Annotated in this window: 11 protein-coding genes and 1 riboswitch; of the genes, 3 read left to right on the top strand and 8 right to left on the bottom strand. The window is 45.8% G+C overall.

Features of this window, described 5'->3' with window-relative positions; all coding sequences use genetic code 11:
* Nucleotides 1-255: 255 nt before the first annotated feature.
* The 3 genes from carB to BQ7394_RS01470 all read left to right on the top strand — a co-directional run bounded on the left by carB (nucleotide 256) and on the right by BQ7394_RS01470 (nucleotide 7208).
* Complete coding sequence (gene carB, locus BQ7394_RS01480) at nucleotides 256-3474, top strand: carbamoyl-phosphate synthase (glutamine-hydrolyzing) large subunit (protein WP_075555752.1); 3219 nt, start codon at nucleotides 256-258, stop codon at nucleotides 3472-3474.
* An 84-nt stretch (nucleotides 3475-3558) separates the two neighbouring features.
* Nucleotides 3559-5628, top strand: coding sequence for a ligand-binding sensor domain-containing protein (locus tag BQ7394_RS01475; protein ID WP_075555751.1), 2070 nt, complete (start codon nucleotides 3559-3561; stop codon nucleotides 5626-5628).
* A gap of 206 nt (nucleotides 5629-5834) precedes the next feature.
* A complete protein-coding gene (locus BQ7394_RS01470; RefSeq protein ID WP_075555750.1) occupies nucleotides 5835-7208 on the top strand; it encodes an NAD(P)/FAD-dependent oxidoreductase in 1374 nt (457 codons plus the stop codon).
* Nucleotides 7209-7315: 107 nt separating this feature from the next.
* On the opposite strand, the gene BQ7394_RS01465 is transcribed toward BQ7394_RS01470, so the two are convergent.
* From BQ7394_RS01465 to BQ7394_RS01430, 8 genes are all read right to left on the bottom strand, one after another.
* Nucleotides 7316-8191 carry an arginase family protein gene (locus tag BQ7394_RS01465; protein WP_075555749.1) on the bottom strand — a complete coding sequence of 292 codons (876 nt, stop codon included), beginning with the start codon at nucleotides 8189-8191 and terminating at the stop codon, nucleotides 7316-7318.
* 963 nt (nucleotides 8192-9154) lie between these two features.
* Nucleotides 9155-10234, bottom strand: a complete 1080-nt coding sequence (locus BQ7394_RS01460) for an ABC transporter substrate-binding protein (RefSeq protein WP_394333685.1) — start codon at nucleotides 10232-10234, stop codon at nucleotides 9155-9157.
* Nucleotides 10235-10274: 40 nt separating this feature from the next.
* On the bottom strand, nucleotides 10275-11696 hold the full coding sequence (locus BQ7394_RS01455; protein ID WP_075555747.1) for a DUF5074 domain-containing protein: 1422 nt from the start codon (nucleotides 11694-11696) through the stop codon (nucleotides 10275-10277).
* 19 nt (nucleotides 11697-11715) lie between these two features.
* Complete coding sequence (locus tag BQ7394_RS01450) at nucleotides 11716-13722, bottom strand: TonB-dependent receptor plug domain-containing protein (protein ID WP_075556823.1); 2007 nt, start codon at nucleotides 13720-13722, stop codon at nucleotides 11716-11718.
* Nucleotides 13723-13755: 33 nt separating this feature from the next.
* Nucleotides 13756-13955: riboswitch (cobalamin riboswitch) on the bottom strand.
* A gap of 126 nt (nucleotides 13956-14081) precedes the next feature.
* On the bottom strand, nucleotides 14082-16007 hold the full coding sequence (locus BQ7394_RS01445) for a DUF6383 domain-containing protein (RefSeq protein WP_075555746.1): 1926 nt from the start codon (nucleotides 16005-16007) through the stop codon (nucleotides 14082-14084).
* A gap of 19 nt (nucleotides 16008-16026) precedes the next feature.
* On the bottom strand, nucleotides 16027-17349 hold the full coding sequence (locus BQ7394_RS01440; protein WP_075555745.1) for a fibrobacter succinogenes major paralogous domain-containing protein: 1323 nt from the start codon (nucleotides 17347-17349) through the stop codon (nucleotides 16027-16029).
* A 7-nt stretch (nucleotides 17350-17356) separates the two neighbouring features.
* On the bottom strand, nucleotides 17357-18484 hold the full coding sequence (locus BQ7394_RS01435) for a formylglycine-generating enzyme family protein (protein ID WP_075555744.1): 1128 nt from the start codon (nucleotides 18482-18484) through the stop codon (nucleotides 17357-17359).
* Between the two features lie 17 nt (nucleotides 18485-18501).
* Nucleotides 18502-20115: a RagB/SusD family nutrient uptake outer membrane protein gene (locus tag BQ7394_RS01430; RefSeq protein ID WP_075555743.1), complete on the bottom strand. Its 1614-nt coding sequence runs from the start codon at nucleotides 20113-20115 to the stop codon at nucleotides 18502-18504.
* Between the last annotated feature and the right edge of the window lie 2 nt (nucleotides 20116-20117).

The raw sequence follows: 20117 nt of genomic DNA, 5'->3' as shown, positions 1-20117 counted from the left end.
ATCCCCTATCTTTGCCGAAATTTTGCGAGGAAGAGTTTCATGACGAATAAGATACATAAGTGTAATCCGATGTTTATTTCCGGTTCAACGCCGGACATTGAGGCTCATTTCTTTACTTTACGGGATTATCATTTGGTAATATAAGATGCGTTGGTTATTTTTACTAACGCATTTTTTTTGTGTCCCGCGGATAGCGATAATATGAAGGTATAACATTCTATAAAATCAATTAATAAACAAAACAACCCAATTACTATGTCGAAAATTGGAATCAAAAAGGTGATTGTTCTGGGCTCGGGTGCCCTGAAGATCGGACAGGCCGGAGAGTTTGACTACTCTGGTTCACAAGCATTAAAGGCACTGAAAGAAGAAGGTATCAGTACCGTATTGCTGAATCCGAACATTGCAACTATTCAAACATCCGAAGGGGTAGCAGACAAGGTGTACTTCCTGCCTATCACTCCGTATTTTGTTGAAGAAGTAATCAAAAAAGAACAACCGGACGGAATCCTGCTGGCTTTTGGTGGCCAGACTGCCCTGAACTGCGGAACTCAGTTATACACCAGCGGCACACTCGCCAAATATGGTGTAAAGGTACTGGGTACTTCTGTTGAAGCTATCATGTATACAGAAGACCGCGACCTGTTTGTAAAGAAACTGAATGAAATCGACGTAAAAACTCCGATAAGCCAGGCTGTTGAAACGATGGAAGATGCAGTGAAAGCTGCCTACAAGATCGGTTTCCCGGTAATGATCCGTTCTGCTTATGCTCTGGGAGGTATGGGTAGCGGTATCTGCAAAGACGAAGCAGAGCTGCGCACGCTGGCTGAAAGCGCTTTCGCTTATTCTTCACAGATCCTGGTAGAAGAATCATTGAAAGGCTGGAAAGAAATTGAATTCGAAGTAATCCGCGATAAGAACGACCATTGCTTCACGGTTGTAAGCATGGAAAATGTAGACCCGCTGGGCGTACATACCGGTGAAAGTATCGTAGTGGCTCCTACCTGCTCTCTGACAGATAAGGAACTGGATCTGCTGAAAGAACTGTCGACCAAGACAATCCGCCACCTGGGTATCGTGGGCGAATGTAACATCCAATACGCATTCAATTCCGACACTTGCGACTACCGTGTGATCGAAGTAAACGCTCGCCTGAGCCGTTCTTCCGCACTGGCTTCCAAAGCAAGCGGTTATCCCCTGGCATTCGTCGCTGCTAAGCTGGCATTAGGTTACAGCCTCGATGAAATCGGCGAAATGGGTACTCCGAACTCTGCTTATAAAGCTCCGGAAGTAGACTATATGATCGTGAAGATCCCGCGTTGGGACTTGACCAAGTTCGTTGGCGTAAGCCGCCTGATCGGTTCAAGCATGAAGTCTGTCGGCGAGATCATGTCGATCGGTAAGAGCTTCGAAGAGATCATGCAGAAAGGTCTGCGTATGATCGGACAGGGTATGCACGGTTTCGTTGGAAACAACGACCTGGAATTCGACAACCTGGACGATGCACTGGCCAACCCGACCGACTTGCGTATCTTCGCCGTTGCAAAAGCATTGGAAGAGGGTTACACAGTAGAACGTATCCACGAACTGTCAAAGATCACTCCGTGGTTCCTGAACGGTTTGAAAAACATCGTAGATTATACGAAAGTATTATCTCAATACAACAAAATCGAAGATCTGCCCGAAGATGTTCTGAAAAAAGCTAAACGCCTGGGCTTCTCCGACTTCCAGATTGCACGTTATGTAGAAAATCCGGAAGGCAACATGGAAAAAGAAAACATCCGTGTACGTAACCTGCGTAAGAAACTGGGTGTCCTGCCGAGCGTAAAACGTATCAACACGATCGCTTCGGAACATCCGGAACTGACTAACTACCTGTATATGACATACGACGGTAGCGAACATGATATCCCTTACTATAAGAATGACAAGAGCGTCGTGATCCTGGGATCAGGTGCTTACCGCATCGGTTCTTCCGTAGAGTTCGACTGGTGTTCGGTGAACGCTGCACAGACTGCACGTAAGCTGGGTTACAAGTCGATCATGATCAACTACAACCCGGAAACGGTTTCTACCGACTACGATATGTGCGACCGTCTGTACTTCGACGAACTTTCTTTCGAACGTGTACTCGACGTAATGGACCTGGAAATGCCGAAGGGTGTGATCGTATCCGTAGGCGGACAGATCCCGAACAACCTGGCAATGAAGTTGTATCGCCAGAATGTACCGGTACTGGGTACTTCTCCGCTGTCGATCGACCGCGCTGAAAACCGCCATAAATTCTCAGCTATGTTGGACACACTGGGTATCGACCAGCCGGCATGGGCAGAGTTGACCAGTATGGAAGAGATCGACGGCTTCATCGAAAAGGTTGGCTTCCCGATCCTGATCCGTCCTTCTTATGTTCTTTCAGGTGCTGCCATGAACGTTTGCCACAACAAGGAACAGATGATCGAATTCCTGGATCTGGCAGCTAAGGTATCTAAAGAATATCCGGTGGTTGTATCCGAGTTCCTGCAGGGAGCCAAAGAAGTAGAATTTGACGCAGTGGCGATGAACGGCGAAGTGGTTGAATACGCTATCTCCGAACATATCGAGTTTGCCGGTGTTCACTCTGGTGACGCTACACTGGTATTCCCGGCTCAGAAGATTTACTTCGAAACAGCACGCCGCATCAAGAAGGTAAGCAAGATGATCGCCAAAGAGTTGAACATCAGCGGACCGTTCAATATCCAGTTCCTGGCTAAGAACAACGATGTGAAGGTAATCGAATGTAACCTGCGTGCATCACGTAGTTTCCCGTTCGTTTCAAAAGTACTGAAACGCAACTTCATCGAAACGGCCACCCGCATCATGCTGGACGCTCCCTATACAAAACCGGACAAGAGCGCTTTCGATATCGACTGGATCGGTGTAAAGGCTTCTCAGTTCTCATTCGCCCGTCTGCATAAGGCAGACCCTGTACTGGGCGTGGATATGAGTTCTACCGGTGAAGTAGGTTGTATCGGCGACGACTTCAATGAAGCATTGCTGTCTGCCATGATCGCCGTAGGCAACAACATTCCGAAAAAGAATGTCCTAGTTTCTTCAGGTGCAGCCAAGAGTAAAGTAGATCTGCTGGAACCTTGCCGCCTGCTGAGCGAAAAAGGATACCAGATTTACGGCACTGCCGGTACTGCTAAGTTCCTGAATGAAAACGGTATCAATACGACTGCCGTATGCTGGCCGGATGAACAAGGCGACCTGAATATCATGGATATGTTCAGCAACCACGTATTCGAACTGGTTGTAAACATCCCGAAAGACCACAGCAAACGCGAACTGACCAACGGTTACAAGATCCGCCGTGCTGCGATCGACCATAATATTCCGCTGATCACCAACGCACGTCTGGCAAGTGCATTTATCGAAGCATTCTGTACAATGGATGTGAAAGATATCCAAATCAAAGACTGGCAGGATTATAAATAAGCAAATATTTTTATTATATTTGTAACCATAATACGTAGAGACAAGGCATTACCTTGTCTCTACACGTTTAAATCAATTCGAGCGATGTATAAACTACCGATAATATTCCTGGCCTTTATGCTTAGCGTGCTGACTGCACGCGGATCGGTAGATATTCCCAATATTTTCATAAAAAACTTTACTGTAGACGATTACAAAGCCAGTTGTCAGAACTGGGGGTTGTCCGTTGCATCCGACGGCGTACTGTATGTAGCCAACAATATGGGGCTACTGACCTTCGACGGAAACACCTGGAAACATTTCGAGACACCGGATAAATCACCAATCAACGGCGTTACTTTCCTGAACGATACGATTTATACCATCAGCGAAGGATCTTTCGGAGGCTGGACACGCGACAACCTCGGAGTGATGCGCTACCACAAACTGAACAAAATACCGGCCGAAGTCAAATTCAAAGAACCGCCGGCCTCCATCCCCTTCATTCTCCCGGACGAGATACTTCATGCCCAGCCATCTGTCTTTATGACCATAGATGACATGTATTTTATCGGTACACAGAACCGGGGACTATATATCACAAGTCCGGACGGAACGATCCTGCGTCATTTATCCACACAGGACCAGACATTGCCCGACAATATCGTACGAGCCATCTGTATACAGGATGCACAGCAGATATGGATCGCTTTCGACAACGGATTATCGCAGATAACATTCGAGCCATCCCTTGTCAGACTGGGAAAACGCAGTGAAATAGGCAAACTCAAAAATGCCTCCCTGCGTAACGACACATTATATATCCAGACAAATACCGGCTATTTTAAAAGGACGCTAAAAGGCGGCGACAGCTTCGAACCGGTCGATATAAGTAAAGAGCAGATCCATCTCCCGCCACAAACAATTGCTTACGACACCTTGCAGATCAGTTCGATATTCAATAATGTCGAAGCATTAGGCAATTTTGCACATGCCGACCAGATCTATCCGATCGGAGATGATATGTACTGGCTCTGTGTTAAAAACGAAGCCGGATTATTCCATAATGAAAACGGCAACGGGACTTTGAAATGCAGGTTGCTACTCGATAATTACAATATGAATATGGTCAGTCGCGACAGAAGGATGTTTCCGCTCAGCGACTCTTTGCACCTGATATCCGCCATGCAGGGCGTGTTACTGATAAACATACGCGACCTGATAGGCAGCAGCCTGGGAGCAGGAACTCCTTTACAGATATCAGAGATAGAATATGTGGATAAAAATGGCGAACACAACCTGCCGGTCAATTCGGAAAAGATCATACTGCCTCATAACTTCCAGGAATTATCCGTTTATGTAGGGAGTACTATCTTCACACCGAACCATTTAGTCAGCTACATGATAGAAGGAGTATCGTCCGATTGGTCTCCCTGGCAAAAAGACGGTCAAATATCCTTTCTGCAATTACCGGAAGGCAAATACACCCTGAAAATCCGGAAATATGTAGTCCGGGGTCCTTATATGGAAATAGGGATTCCTATTACTGTCCGTCCACCGTGGTACAACACGCTATGGGCATGGCTGGCCTATATCATCCTTACCGCACTAATCGTTAAAGCCGTACTCGGTTATCATCTGAAAAATCTTCGCAAAGAAGAACTGGCCAGGCAGGAAGCGGAAAGACAGGCGGAAGAACAGAAGATCCAGCAGATGAAAAGTGAAATGCTGGAAGCCGAACTGCAAAATAAAAACAACGAACTGAGTCTGCAGACCTCTGCCCTTGTTAAAAGGAATCAGGCCATACAGACATTGCTGGACGAGCTGGAACGTCAGAAAGAAACCTTGGGCGACCGCTATCCGAATAAACAATATATGCGGATGAAAAGCCTGATGGAAGAATCGCTGAACGACCAGGCCGACTGGCTATTGTTTGAAAGCCACTTCAACAGTGCACATCAGAATTTCATCGATCGTTTACGTCAACAATATTCGGATATCACAACAGGCGACTTACGTATCTGCTGCTTGTTGCGAATGAATCTTTCCACAAAAGAAATTGCATCCCTTCTAAATGTATCGATACGTGCAATAGAATTACGCAGATACCGATTAAGAAAGCGTCTGTCACTGGACGGCGACACCAATCTTATCGATTTCCTGATGAATTACTAAAAAATATTTTCTAAATTCATCTGCCTCGCAAACCAATGTATATCAATAAGATATACACCCATGAGACAGGCGTGAGAAAGTATTGTAGCAATTAATTCCAACCCATAAATTAATTGTGCAAGTAGTGTAGTAGTACTTTTTAGCCGATATATTTCCAAATACGCTTCCTTTGCCAGTGCATTTATATCTTAAATTCTAAAGACACGATGAAACACGAGCTGGAAGAACAACTTGAAGAGTTGGAAAGGCAAGGCATTAATCGCCGCCATTTCCTAAAGACACTAGTAGCAGCCGGAATTATAACGGCAGTAGGAACAGAGAAAGTCCATGCATTCTCAAGTAATGCAAAAGGCAAGATCGTAGTCATCGGAGGAGGGGCGGCCGGAATCAGTATGGCAGCACGTTTGATGCATTGGCTGGATAATCCGGACATCACACTGATAGACCCAAGCGATCGCCAGTTCTACCAGCCAGGTTTCACTTTGATAGCTTCCGGTGTTTATCAACCGGACGATGTTTGGAAAAAACAAGAGAATTGTATTCCCGACGGAGTAAAATGGATTAAAGATTCGGTTGCAGCAGTCGACCCGGTGATGAACCAGGTTACAACAACCGGAAAAGAAAAGATACCTTACGACTTTCTGGTCCTGACACCGGGAGTGCAGACAAACTGGGAAAAAGTAGAAGGTATTACACATGATACATTAGGAGCAGGAAATGCTCACAGTATATATGATTTCGAAGGTGCACAAAAAACCTGGAAAGCGCTCCAGGAATTCTCTAAAACAGGTGGCCGTGGTATCTACACCGATACATACACGAAACACAAATGCGGAGGAGCACCGAAAAAGATTTGCTTGCTGACAGAGGATTACAGCCGCAAACAGGGTACACGGGATACACTTAAACTGGATTACTTCACAGCTTCTAAAGAGCTGTATGATATTCCTTTCTATACTCCCCGTCTACTGGAGATTTATAAGGAACGCAATATTCCGATCAATCTCAATGTGCGTGTAAAAGGTGTCGATACAGCAGCCAAACAAGTACATTTTGAAAAGGTAGAAACAGTCGGAGAAGAAAAAGTAATAACTCCTTTCATAGAAGATTACGATTTCTTCCACTTCGCACCGCCTATGTCGGCTCCTGATTTTGTTCGCGAAGCCGGACTAGGATGGACAGAAGGTAAGCTGGCTGCCGAAGCCTGGGTGATGGTCGATAAAACGACACTGGTACATAAAACGTATCCGAACATTGTCTCTTTGGGAGATGTTGCCGGCATACCGACCAGTAAAACATCTGCTGCCGTACGCATGCAAGTGCCGATCGCTGCAAAAAACCTGATCTCGCTGATGGAAGGCAAAGAGCCTGTTGAGAAATACAACGGATATGCAGCCTGCCCGATCGTTACAGACTATGGACACGTGCTTTTGTGCGAGTTCGATTATGATAAGAAACCGGCAACTTCATTCCCGTTCACGATGTTAGACACATCAAAAGAACAATGGGCAGCCTGGTTACTGAAAGTTTACATGTTGAAGCCGATGTATTTCTACGGAATGCTGAACGGCTATGCATAACGGACCAAAATAACAACTCCCTATAATTCAAATGCCAAACTACAGAAAATCCCCGGCTCAAGCTCTTGAGACCGGGGATTTTGTTCTTCTACCGCGCTGCAGCAGACCTATTCTTTCAACAAAGGCAATTGATCCAGCATATTTCTGATCTTAATGGCGATACGCGGCATGGGTTCAGCTACGGTAAGCCCCACTAAATCATATCCGGCAGCGATATCATTGATCACACGGACCACTTCCTGTATTTTCATTCCATCCGGCTCAACACCTACCCCGGCAATCATTTCGTTCGGGTCGAGCACATCCAGGTCAAAATGGATAACTACTTTGGATACCCCTGTTCCTTTCAGCCATTCCAGGACAGCCGTACTATCGGCAGCCACTTCCGCAGGCGAGAAACCTATTATACCTAATTCCTTCTGGCGCTCTTTCATCCCTTCATCCCAGGAGCGTAGCCCCACAAGCAATGATTTTGATGCTTCGATCTTTCCGGGCAATACATTCATAATTTCCTCATCTCCCATACCCAGGCAAGCGGTCAGCGCCATTGCATGATAGCCCTTATAATCATCATAAGGCAGGTTAACGTCGGGATGTGCATCGATCCAGACAACAGCTACATCCCCTGGATACTTTTCTGCTAAATAGGTAAACGGAACTACACTGACGGAGCATTCGCCTCCCAATGTTACAATCCGGTCGGGATTATTCTCCCTGAGTTTTGCCAGAGCCGCCTTAGTCTGCTCCAAAATAACCCGGTGCCCACTCACGCCTTTTTCCGTTTTCCGGTCATTAATATCCAGGGAGACGGGCACTACCACTGTCTTTTGCGAACTTTCGGGTGCCAGTAAATTTAAAAGCTGAGCCCCGAGATAATATCCCCTTGAAGCATCATCAGCGGGAATATCCGGCATCCAATGAGCCACTATCCCTCCCTGCCATTGCGGGTAAATCAAACGAAGAGTCGATGTTTTCTTTTCCATATCATTCACCTTTATTTGAAACGAAGATAAAGAGTTCTCAACAATATACCAAACAAAAACAAATGACTCCAGTAGAAAGCCAAATAAAAGTCGGCTCTTGTTAAAAGGGAGAATATCCATATTTTGTCAGAAATGTTTCATTTCTGAAGTTGACAGTTGACAAGTGACAGTTGACAGTTATTATCAGATGTGAGCTATCTTTCATTACAAGGCAACGCCTTGTGCCGCAGGCTCTCTTTTGCCGTCGGTTTTTAACCGACGGATATAAAAGACAGGAGGCAAAGCCTCTTCCTCTGTGGGCTTAAGCCCCTTTATTAACGGGGCTTCTTTCCTATATGAAAGGGGTTAAAACCCACAGAGGATCCGGCAAAGCCTGAGCTTTTAGATATCCGTTTGCTGAAGCAAACGGCAAAAGAGAGCCTGCGGCATGAGGCGGAGCCTCATAGGAGATAGTAGAAGCCTCCTCAGCCACTTTTATGTGTTAAGACAGGAGGGACTAAACGTTAAGACCTGAGTTACTATTTCTACCCTGTACACCCTGGTAAATCACCCTGTACACCGTACAAAACCAGCCCGTACACCCTGCCAAGCTACCCTGTACAGGGTAGTTTTAACAGGTCGGGACTTTTATACTAGTATCTCCCTTCTTAACAGGCAGTTACATGGCTATTAATACATAGTCTTATGCAGGTAACGATACAGGTGACAGTTGACAGGTGACAGATGAAGTTGCAGATAAAAAGAAGCGTCTGCAACACTTTATCATTTGATAACATGAATGTTACACCGACAAGTGACAGATGGCAGATAGTTTTTGAAAACTTTGTGTATATATGACAAATGACAAACGCCATTGCAAATAAAAGAGGCATTTGCAATGGCGTTATATTCTAATAAACAGGATATTATAAGTTATTATTGCAAATAACAAATAAATCCGAAAAACTTTTAGGTAGAATTACGTTATTCCATCTTCCGGTAGTAACGCGGTGTATAACCGGGCAGTAATTCAGGATGAAATACCCACACCAGGTCTTTCAACAGATAATCCGGATGGATCGGAAACTCCTCATAATAAGGAACAACACCCGTATTACAGGTATAGATCCGACGGTTCTTGAAGGCATCAAAGTTTTCGTAGGGAGTATACTCGGTACGAAGGTCTTTGTATGTCATATCATTTGCCTGATTATATTTGATTAACCATAAATCGGCATGGATGGCTTTATCGAGCACGGTTTCAAAAGCCAGAGGTGTGCTGCCTGCTCCGGGAAGCTCTTTAAAGATATAATCGGCACCGGCATCGGTATACAGATGGGCGATGTAGCTATCGCCGGCAGGCATATACCAGGAAGAGCCGAATTTCTTTTCGGAGATGACGGTCGGACGGTTGGTCACGGTCCTTGCCAGCTCTTTCAGTTCCAGGTAGCTTTGTTCCGTTTCTCGGAAGATAGAGTCGGCCATCGCACTCTTTCCAAACAACAAGCCATAGAAACGTATCCATTCAGTCCGTCCCAGAGGTAACGACTCCATATAGTCGGCTGCCTCGATAATGGGGATACCCAGTTTCTCAGCCGGACCGTATCCTGCATTCTGAAAAGGGGAAGCGATGATGATCTCCGCCCCTATATCGATTATCTTTTCTATATTCGGAGAGGTAGCTTCTCCCAGATCGGCAATCCGTCCGGCACGCAGACCTTCCTGGATGGAAGGAGTATCCATATACCGGGGTTCGCATACACCGATCACCTTATCCACCTCTCCCAGCTGATCAAGAATGGCGGCATGAACAGAAGTATAAACGACTATATTGTGAATAGGAGTCCGCACCACTGTTCCTTTCGGCAGATTACCCGGTACCGACTGCTCACGGTCTACCAAAAGATACCGTTGCAGGATACGAGTACTGTCCCAGGGGTCACGAACTTCGACGGAAGTGTAGTCGTCGAAATATTGAATCGTAAATCCTTGCGCGTAACGGATAGTGTCGGAAGAGAGGGATTGTTTGGAAACAGATTGCCTGTTTGGTTGTGCACAAGACATAACCAAACAGGCAATCCAGAATAACAGTATTTGTTTCATTTTACTGTGTTATAAAACAAACCTTTTGAGTATCATAACCACCGGTATCGAATGGTTCGCCATCCTTCTTACCTTCGGGAGTAAAGACATACATAGTACCGGTTTCGCCATAAGCAGCATTACTAATATAGATCTTACCTGTAAGAGGATCTACGTCGATTGAATTCGGATTCGCCAATGTCGTACCGTCAGTTATCAGGTTCTGGGATTCAACAGCACCGGTCAATGCATCATACTTCATGAAAGAAGGAGCCGGTGCACCCCATTGTGCGTACATCACATACAGTTTATCGTTGACCAACGACATTTTCGAACCATTACCGATAACCGTTACGTTGTCTGAAGCATCGATACGTTGTACCGTGTTTTTAATATCACCATAATCACCCATAGAAACGACATACACGTCCCCTTTGCTATTAGCCGACAGGTTACAAGGATTGATAATTACTTCTATTTCTTTCTCCAGTTTAGCAGCGACAGGATCGATCACACCTACTGTCTTACCCTTTCCATATTCAGACAAAGCTACATAGATCTTACCGTTAGCAGCAGCCAACTGCTCCGGATAACGGCTGGATTTCACTTCGTTTCCATCTTTATCGGTAGTAGTTGCCATTCCCAGGGATATTTCCTTTTCCAGTTCCAGTGAAGTTGTATCGAGTACAGCTACTGAACTGCCATAATAATAGGAAACATATACTTTTCCATCCAGCGCAGTGAAGCAACGTGGATTCATTGTTTCGCCAGCACTGTTCTTAGGCGTGAATTCTTTTATTTCTTTCCCCTGTCTGTCAAGAACGACCAACCGGTTAGAAGAAGTAACAGATACATAGATCTTAGAACCATACATAAACATCTGTTCGGCATCAGAACCCAATCCCTTACCATTAACAGACTGATAATAATTTGAAGTTAGCTTACCTGCAGCCAGATCATAATAACTGATAGTTGCATTGTTGGCATTGAAATTTCCACGATTCAGTATATAATAACCTACTGTCTGCGGCTGAGGTTCGGGAACATCGACATTGATATCTTGTACAGCAATACTTGCTGCATTTCCTGATTCTCCTACAACATTCTTTGCAACAACCAATAAAGTTGTATTATAGGTTGTACCTGCCGGCACCTCAAAGGAGGTCTTTCCGGTTGCAACCTCACCTAATTTTGTAGTCCTATCAGTTGCGCTACTACCCAGATAAACTACATAACCTGTGATATCGGCTTCGGAAGCAGGAAGAGTCCAAGAAAGCGTTCCTCCGATTTTCAGTACTTCTTCATCCGTATCTAAAAAAGAGAGATTGGTAACTACGGCCGAAGGCACACTTAGTTCATCCTCATCGTCATCACTACAGGATGAAAAGGAGATGGTAAACAATGTACACAAAGTGAACAGGAATAATAAATTTCTGACTTTCATTTGTTCTGTTTTAAAGTTATTAATATGTAATTTTTATGCTTGCTCTGAAAGAACGTCCCGGCATCGGGTAATAACGTATCACATCGTAGGTTACATTCCCCAGGTTAACCACTTCCGCCTGCAGGCGCAACTGGCATTTTCCCAATGTAAAAGAACGGTTCACAGTTATTTGCTGTTCCACATATCCATCTATCAGGTTTGTTTCGATATTTTGAGGAAGCGAATAACGGTCACCCACAGCTGTAAGCATCCAACCGACATTCACCCATGGATTTTCGAGGGTTACGGAAGTCACCCCCGTATGCTCGGGAGTATAAGGGATCTGATTATCATAAATCTTTGAACCTTCTTCCGTTTTATCAACGGCATGTTGCCAGGTATAGGAAGCATCCATCTGCAACGCCATCCTGAACGGCAAAAGAACATGTGCCGACAAGTTCGCATCTATTCCTTTAATCTCTACGACTCCCATATTCATCATCTTCCAGATAAACATGGTCGGGATAGCAACGATCTTATCTTTTACCCGGTTATAATAGCCATCCACCGTAAAACTCAGATAGTCCGTACCAATGACAGGACAACTGCCGCTCCACGTAAGTCCTACATTATATTGGGTTGCTTTCTCGGGTTTCAAGTCCTTATTGCCAAAACGGTCATAATAAAGATCATTAAAAGTAGGCATACGGAAAATATCTTTATAAGAAGCCCGGACACGTAAATTCTGATTTCTCAACAGACGGTAAGAAACGCTTACTGCCGGCGACAACCGTTTTCGGTCGGCTGCCGGTTCTCCTATTTCCAGTTCTTCCGTGGCAAACGTACCTAATAGACTAGCGGTTGCCGTCAGCCGGGTATCTTTATATTGTGCAGCCAAAGCCGATAAAGAGGTATAGCGTGTAGGAAACGGGCATTTAGGTATTGTTGCGTCCAACGTATTGACAAAGAAGTCTTCCGCCAGCGAAAAAGAAATGACTGGCAGTGGTTGATATAACAAAGCGGCAGAACCATAATACTCCCGTTGGGTATACACATCTGTCTGTACACCGTTGGGATGGCGACTGTGGAAGTCCTGATAACGGTTCCAGGCATAATCGAATTTACCTTTTGCTTTGAAAGAGAACAGGTCGCCGAACTTCTTATCGTAGCCTGCCTGCAAGAAACCATTCCGGTTCTTCAACCGTTCCTTATGATAATCGTTATAGAGGATAACCGATCCGGGCAATCCGCGGTCGGAGTCAAACCAGTATCCTTTCAGTTGCAAGGCACCTGCCTTGTTCCAGTCGGCAAATAAATTCAGTTCGCCATGCCAGGCTGAAATATCGCTATTCTTTCTTTTCTCCTCCGTCACAATATTCCCGTTCGTAAAAGTATAAGGATATTGCCCGTCGGCACGCTGCCAATCGGCAAACGCAGAAAGTACATATTTCCCGGAAAGCTTTTGCTCATAGCGAAGGGAAGGATTGAACATTCCAAATGAGCCGGCCTTAACCAAACCTCTTAAGTTAAAGTCCTTCTCTTTAAAAGACGGCGTTTCTGTCTTCACACTCAACGCCCCCGCCGATGCATACATCCGGGCCGTCTGGAAAATATCGTCGGTCTGTCCGATCGAAAGTGAAACCATTTCTACATTATCCAGTGAAAAGCGGCTGATATCGACCTGTCCGCTCTGGGCATCCGTTATCGTCACGCCATCATAGCTGACGGCTGTATGTTGTGCACCCAGGCTGCGCACCGAAACAGTCTTCAATCCCCCTATCCCACCGTAATCCTTTACGGTAGCACCGGAGAAACGTTTTACCGCTTCCGACAGGTCCTGTATACCCAACCGTTCGATACCGGCACGATCCATCACCTGCAAAGGAGTCGCTTCGCGGGTAGTGGACGGACGCGCCTTCTCCACCACTTCCACCCCTTTCAGCTGATGATAAGTCGTAGTATCTATCTGTTGTGCATTGACCGACACAGCCGCATACAGCCATGCGCCAAACAGGCATAGAGTTCTTATTATGTATAAATTCCGCATATATCTTAGGTCTATCAATACCTTACCCGAGGCATTGCATATCGAATGATGGCAGGTTTTCTGACTCGTTCTCCCATGATCGGCCGCCTTCCCAACTTTGCAGTCAGTGGCAACAAGATTTGCCGGGGTTATAGAACTTACAGCTACGGGTACAGTTCCGGATTTACACCGGATTCCCTTTTACTAACGATTAGCGACAGCTAAACCGCTACACCACAATTCGATGACAAAAATACGGATTTATATCTAATGAGCGTAGTATTTTCTACATTTTATGATTCCGGGACAAAGCCTTCTCTTATCCCGGAATCACAAGACATCATAGATCCGAAAGGATATTTACCTGACAGTAAACCTATTTAGTAAACACATATTTTCTGAGCTTTATCGCCACATTTCACGATATAGATACCGGAAGAAGGTAGCCGTATCTCCATATTCTCCGATGCTTTTTGGGTCTGGTAGCATAATTGTCCACCCAGATCCGACACCAAAAGAGGATGACCTTCGCACCCCTCAACCAGCATCCGTCTATTTTTAGCCGACACTGTGAACCGCTGTTGTTCGGCGATTGTCTTATTACTAACCGATTCTCCCTGAGGAAACTCGAGAACTGCCGCTTCACCGGGTTGCAGGATTATCGTCGCAGAATTACCGTTGACACTGACCGGTTTACCCCTCCATATCTCTTCTATTTTACCCAAAGAGGCTTTGCCGGTATAAGTCACGGTGATAGTTTTCGCTTTGGAATTATCCGTAACAGGATCGGCATGAGAAGTCTTGGTCAGGCCATCGTTGTTGATAAGCGTTACATAGAATGCTCCGTCCTTCACATTGACGAGATGTTCTACCGTTTCGGAAAAGGTAAAAGGGACGTCATATTTAAAATACTCAGCCATAACCTCATCCAAAGCAGATACTTTATATCCGACGATCAAACCTCTACCCAATTCCTCCTTCTTCACTTGCCCGATGCCTACTGTACCAAAACCGAACTGGGGGAAATTATAAGCATCAGCAAGAACCACACCTCCATTTTCAGCATACGACTTCAAATTAGCAAGTTCCCCATCCGACAGTTTCACATCCCCGCTAAGCATCACGACTTTATAAGTATTAAGCAAATCGAGCGGCGCGTCCTGTAACAAGAAATCAAACTGGTCGGCGAACGGCCCGTTTACCATTGTCCCTCTCTCATTACCATTCCGTTCCACGGAAAATGTTTCAGGCCACAGTTTCTCTATTAATGTGAATGTCCGCATATCAGCTTCTTCATAATCAAATTTCCCAAAGGCTTTCTGACCTGACGGCTGACGGTCCATACCATGATAGCGGTCGAGTAAAACAGCAACCGGAGTATAAGTGATACCCACCTGATGCTCTTTGGAAAAAGCGGTCAGCCGTTGGAACACTTTCCCGTAAGGAGTCAGGTCATAAGTTCCGTCGGATGTTTTTTCTTCATAAAAAGAGATCGCTCCACCAGCTTCAGCTATCACAGCATCGGCACCTGCCATATAACTCATCAGCATGGAACGTTCCAACAAGCTGATTGAATGCCCGTGATTCGCTCCACTGTAACCTTCCCAAATCCCATGTGTGGAATAATCGAGAATACTTGCACCATGCCAGGCTGAAAAATCGATCGTCCACGGACGGTTATATTGCTTGGCAGCTCCCCGGTTCATTGCGATATGAAGCTGGTAACCGTGAATATTCTCGCCGATCTCACTGCCTAACACATCCGCCCCTTCGGCACCGGCATAATGATGCCAGCAGTGGTGCCCGTTCATAGAATACCAGGGATACCCCTGATCAATGGTATGCCAGGTATTCTCATCCACCCGGTATCCATATTGGGACTTAACGAACTCCATAATTTTCCCCAATGCCTGTTCCCTGCTCGTTATGGCCGCCAGGTTATCCAGATAGATATTATTAATCATCCTTCCGGCGCCATCATACTGCCCCGTAGCCAGATTCAGGACGGTATATCCCCACTCGGCAACTTTAATATCAGGCAGTTTGGATGAGGGTTCGCCTACCTGATGTTTTTCGATAGACTTAATTGTCGTTCCATGATCGCGATAAGCACCCAACGAACTGACTTCCACTTCTACAGCAAACCCCGACTCCCAGAGTGTAGGCCCCAGCCATAAAGATGGCCGGGAAATATAAGTAGATTGTAGAATATCCGTTTCAGTATTCTGTGCACATGAAAGAGGAACCGTACAGAATGCTAATAATACACATATTATATAATTGATAGAATGATCTCTTTTCTTCATCTTGTCAGTTATTTATAAATTAATCCATTACGTATCTTACAGACATGCCCACACAAGAAGGGAAGTCGCTAAACCGACCTGTTGCCAACCCACTGGAGAAGAACCGGTAATAAGGGTTCAACTGGCCATCGGAACGATGGTCATTGATGGTCGATGTCCAGAAAAAGCCTAATTCGTCACAGTTCTGGAAAGCGCCGCCACACCACTGCTTTCCTGCAGGGTGAAGATTGAACTCCAACGTATTACTCCATGCGCCAAGCCCTTCCCAGGTATCTGCCTTCAGCCTGTCGTTCGTACTGCCGCGCCAATCGTCGTCCCGGGCCACATCCTCCGGAGTCATTCCAGTCAATAGCTCCAACTCCTGCCATTCGGCATCCGACGGCAGATGCCATCCTTCCGGAGCCACTTGTTGGGCCATACCGAAAGAATATAAGCAACCGTATGTCCGGTAATAATCGCTCGCTTTCGCTTCTTCCACGCTATTACCGCTATATTGCTGTACCCAGACTTCATTATTTATACCATTCGCTGGGATATGACGGAAGTTCTGTGTAAGCCATACGGAATTTCCATACTGTCTAACTGTATACGACTCATTATCGCGCGGATCGATGAATTTATCATCCATAAACAAAACCAGCAGCGTAGAACTATAAGATATTCCATATTTATTCTGAGCATACGCACGCACATAATATTTCCTGAACCATTGCAGGTCATTCATTTTTGTGGTGAATGTACCTATACCCAGGTCGGATGGTATTGTCTCGCCGTCTTCCAGTGTCGGACTTGCATTCGTATTGCTCCATACAAGTCCTTTTGAGGAAATATCATCTCCACCCGGCGCATCCAGGCTGGCCGTTATTGTAACATTGGTCGAACCTTCCTCTTTCTCATATTCCATTTCGATAGATATGGTGGGAGGTACTTCCTGTGAAGTCACGAACAGAACCGGATAACCGACCGATCGTCCGGCATCCGCAATCACATACGCCTGTGCACAATAGGCTGTCTCCTTTTTTAGTCCGGTAAGTGTATATTCGAATTCACCGTCGAGCGGGATACTCACCTTAGTACCCTGGCCGGCCAGGATCTCGTTCGCCTCGATATCCGTTGTACTCTCCGTGATCTGTCCGGTTGAATTCTCCATATAGATAAATCCCCGTTCCAGAACATTGCTACCACCGTTCAGTCCCTTTCCGGTAAGAATAGCTTTTTCGCAAGTGACACCTTTTGGCGAAGTGGTCTGGGCAATAGGTTGTACGGCCGGATTACAATCTTCGTCTCGTTTACAGGTTACAAGTAAACAAACGGCTGCTATGCATAATAATATATTTCTCATCGTATCTCTATAATTTAATGACCACTCTGAAACCGACATAAGGAGAGGCAGTTCCCGGCTTCATGGAACCTCTTGCCGTAACCGTGGAAGGAGACTGGTTGTAACTGCCGCCACGTATCACCTTGGCATCACCTGACTTAGGACCTTCGGGATCTTTCTGAACTGAATTTTCATACGCTTTATCCGAATACCAGTCGTTACACCATTCGGCAACATTACCCGACATATCGTATACACCCAGTCCATTACTCTTTTTAGCTCCTCCCACCTGCAATTCCGTTATATCGAACCATCCGACTTCATCGGCACGGTCGCTACCGGAATATTTGAAATTGGCAAACGACAAGCCACCTTTTGCTGCAAACTCCCATTCGGCTTCCGTAGGGAGATATCCGCCACGCGATTTACAATAGGCTTCTGCCCCGTACCAGGTCACACAGATTGCCGGTTTATCACCTGCACCGGCTTTAGGTACGAACAAACCTCCGTCGAGAGTAATAAGGACGTCCGGAGAACCCATATCTATCCACTTTTCACCGTTCTTCGCCCCGTTTGTACCGACATCCTGCTTGTTCAGGAACTCGCAGAACTCTGTATTTGTAATTTCCTTTGTGGATATATAAAAATTATGACTTAACTCGACCTGGTGAACCGGCATTTCATCAACAGCCCCCCCGGCATTTCCCATCGAATAGATGCCGGACTCCACAAAACAAAAATCATCGTATATCTTGCCGGTCTTTACCCTAGCTGGATAACTATAAAAAGTACCTTGCTTATTAGTGGCAAAAAAACGTACATAATAGACCGTATCAGGTTGCAACCCGATCACCCTCATCTGGAAGATTCCAGGTTCGGGATTTTCCACTTCGCTCTCCTGTACCGTATTGTCGAGAGTTGCAAATTCCAGGGCTTTTTCATCGTCTGGAACCGTCGATTTCAGTACCCAGCAAGCACCGCTCCGTTCAATAGGAGAACCGCCTGTCAGATAAATCCGTCCCTGGATGTCTGCAAAGTCAGGTCCGTAGGCAATCACCGTTGTACGCGACATTGCCGGAACCTCATCATCCTTATCACATCCGGCAAAAATTGCCACTGTAAGCAATAAAACCAATAAGAAATATATATTTTTCATTGTTCTTCATTCTTTAATTAATAACCGGGATTCTGAACCATATTTTCATTCGCATCCATTTCGTTCTGCGGGATAGGCCACAGATAATCTCTCTGCGGATTGAACTGACGCTGGTCGATTACAATATACTCGTATTTCCAGTTTTCGCTTTCTCCTTTGCCGTCTCCCGGATACATACCCTCCTTCAATAAGGAATTATCCAGTCCCCAGGCATCCACCATAACTTTTTCGCCTATTCTCCAACGCCTTATATCCGCCCATCTCATTCCTTCAAATGCCAATTCGATACGGCGTTCATTTCTGATCTCTTCCCGCATCTGCTCCTTAGACATACCGGGCATGACCGTAGACAGTCGAACCATATTGGCCCGGTCGCGTAGCATATCGATCGCATCATAGACGGCTTTCACCGGACCTTCCGTTTCATTCTTTGCTTCGGCAAAGTTCAGCAAGATCTCCGCATACCGCATGAAATAGGTATTACGTCCTTCTGCTTTGCTATCCGTCAGATACCCGTCCAGGTGTTTCTTCGAACGGTATCCGCTGACATTCAACAGCCACTGATAAATCGTGATGGAATCGGTAGAAAGAGCCGGATCGGGAGCTTTCAGCATAAAGTTCAAATACTTGCAGCCCGGATAGAAGATCGAAGCATAAAAACGGGGATCACGGTTCATATGCGGGTTAGCCCTGTCATACTTTGAAGATTTACCGATAGGCAAACCGTCATTCATATAATAGCAATCGATAAGCTGTTTCGTGGGTGAAAAAGCAGGCCATTCACCAATCGGGTAATACAAGTAAGATGGATCTACCTGTGGTGAATAATAACGCTGGAACATAACCTCGCAAGTAGCTGCTCCCTCATTCCTTTCCAGGAACAGCCCCTGATAATCGGGGAAAAGAGAATACACATTCAGGTCTATTACGGCCTGTGCCGCCTCGGCTGCTTCCGCCCAGCGACTTTCATATAGCAGGACCCTCGATTTTAACCCCATAGCCGCTCCTTTCGTAATGCGCCCCGACTCTTTTTCTTCGTATGCCAGTGGTAATGTCTTGATCGCATCCTCCAAATCGAGTAGGATCTGTCCTATTACTTCCTGTTTGGGAGTACGGCTAGGCATACTGTTACTCAGGTCGCCGGGTTCGAGCACCAAAGGTACATCCCCATAAAACGTTACGAGATCCAGATAATACCAAGCCCTCAGAAATTTGGCTTCCCCTATGTATCTCGGGATAAGACTGGAAGAGAAAGAGGCATTGTCTATACTATTCAAAAACACGTTCGCCCGGGAGATACCCCGATAATCCTGCGACCATTTCCACTGTGGCCATCCGCTCTGGGCATTCCCTTGTCCACGCGGCCATTCGGTGGTTGAATGCCAGGGTTGAGAATCGAATGCGTCGTCGGTGAGCGTAGCCAGATGGATCGGGAACAAACGGTCGTTACCTTCGCCACTGGCCATCAGGCACTGATACACTCCGTTCAGTAATTTCTCCGCCTGGTTCTCATTCGTCAGATAATTATCCGGCGATATGAAATCGAGTGGGGTCCTGTCCAAGAAATCACTGCAGGAACTGAATACCGAAAGGAATAAAACACAATATAATACATTCTTAATCTTTTTCATAC

The sequence above is a fragment of the Parabacteroides timonensis genome (genome assembly GCF_900128505.1).
Lineage (GTDB): Bacteria > Bacteroidota > Bacteroidia > Bacteroidales > Tannerellaceae > Parabacteroides > Parabacteroides timonensis.
This window is presented reverse-complemented; position numbering and strand designations above follow the sequence as displayed.

Bases quoted from the DNA above. Each gene is read 5' to 3' on its own strand.
- carB (WP_075555752.1), top strand. From the start codon at position 256: ATGTCGAAAATTGGAATCAAAAAGGTGATTGTTCTGGGCTCGGGTGCC.
- BQ7394_RS01475 (WP_075555751.1), top strand. From the start codon at position 3,559: ATGTATAAACTACCGATAATATTCCTGGCCTTTATGCTTAGCGTGCTG.
- BQ7394_RS01470 (WP_075555750.1), top strand. From the start codon at position 5,835: ATGAAACACGAGCTGGAAGAACAACTTGAAGAGTTGGAAAGGCAAGGC.
- BQ7394_RS01465 (WP_075555749.1), bottom strand. From the start codon at position 8,191: ATGGAAAAGAAAACATCGACTCTTCGTTTGATTTACCCGCAATGGCAG.
- BQ7394_RS01460 (WP_394333685.1), bottom strand. From the start codon at position 10,234: ATGTCTTGTGCACAACCAAACAGGCAATCTGTTTCCAAACAATCCCTC.
- BQ7394_RS01455 (WP_075555747.1), bottom strand. From the start codon at position 11,696: ATGAAAGTCAGAAATTTATTATTCCTGTTCACTTTGTGTACATTGTTT.
- BQ7394_RS01450 (WP_075556823.1), bottom strand. From the start codon at position 13,722: ATGCGGAATTTATACATAATAAGAACTCTATGCCTGTTTGGCGCATGG.
- BQ7394_RS01445 (WP_075555746.1), bottom strand. From the start codon at position 16,007: ATGAAGAAAAGAGATCATTCTATCAATTATATAATATGTGTATTATTA.
- BQ7394_RS01440 (WP_075555745.1), bottom strand. From the start codon at position 17,349: ATGAGAAATATATTATTATGCATAGCAGCCGTTTGTTTACTTGTAACC.
- BQ7394_RS01435 (WP_075555744.1), bottom strand. From the start codon at position 18,484: ATGAAAAATATATATTTCTTATTGGTTTTATTGCTTACAGTGGCAATT.
- BQ7394_RS01430 (WP_075555743.1), bottom strand. From the start codon at position 20,115: ATGAAAAAGATTAAGAATGTATTATATTGTGTTTTATTCCTTTCGGTA.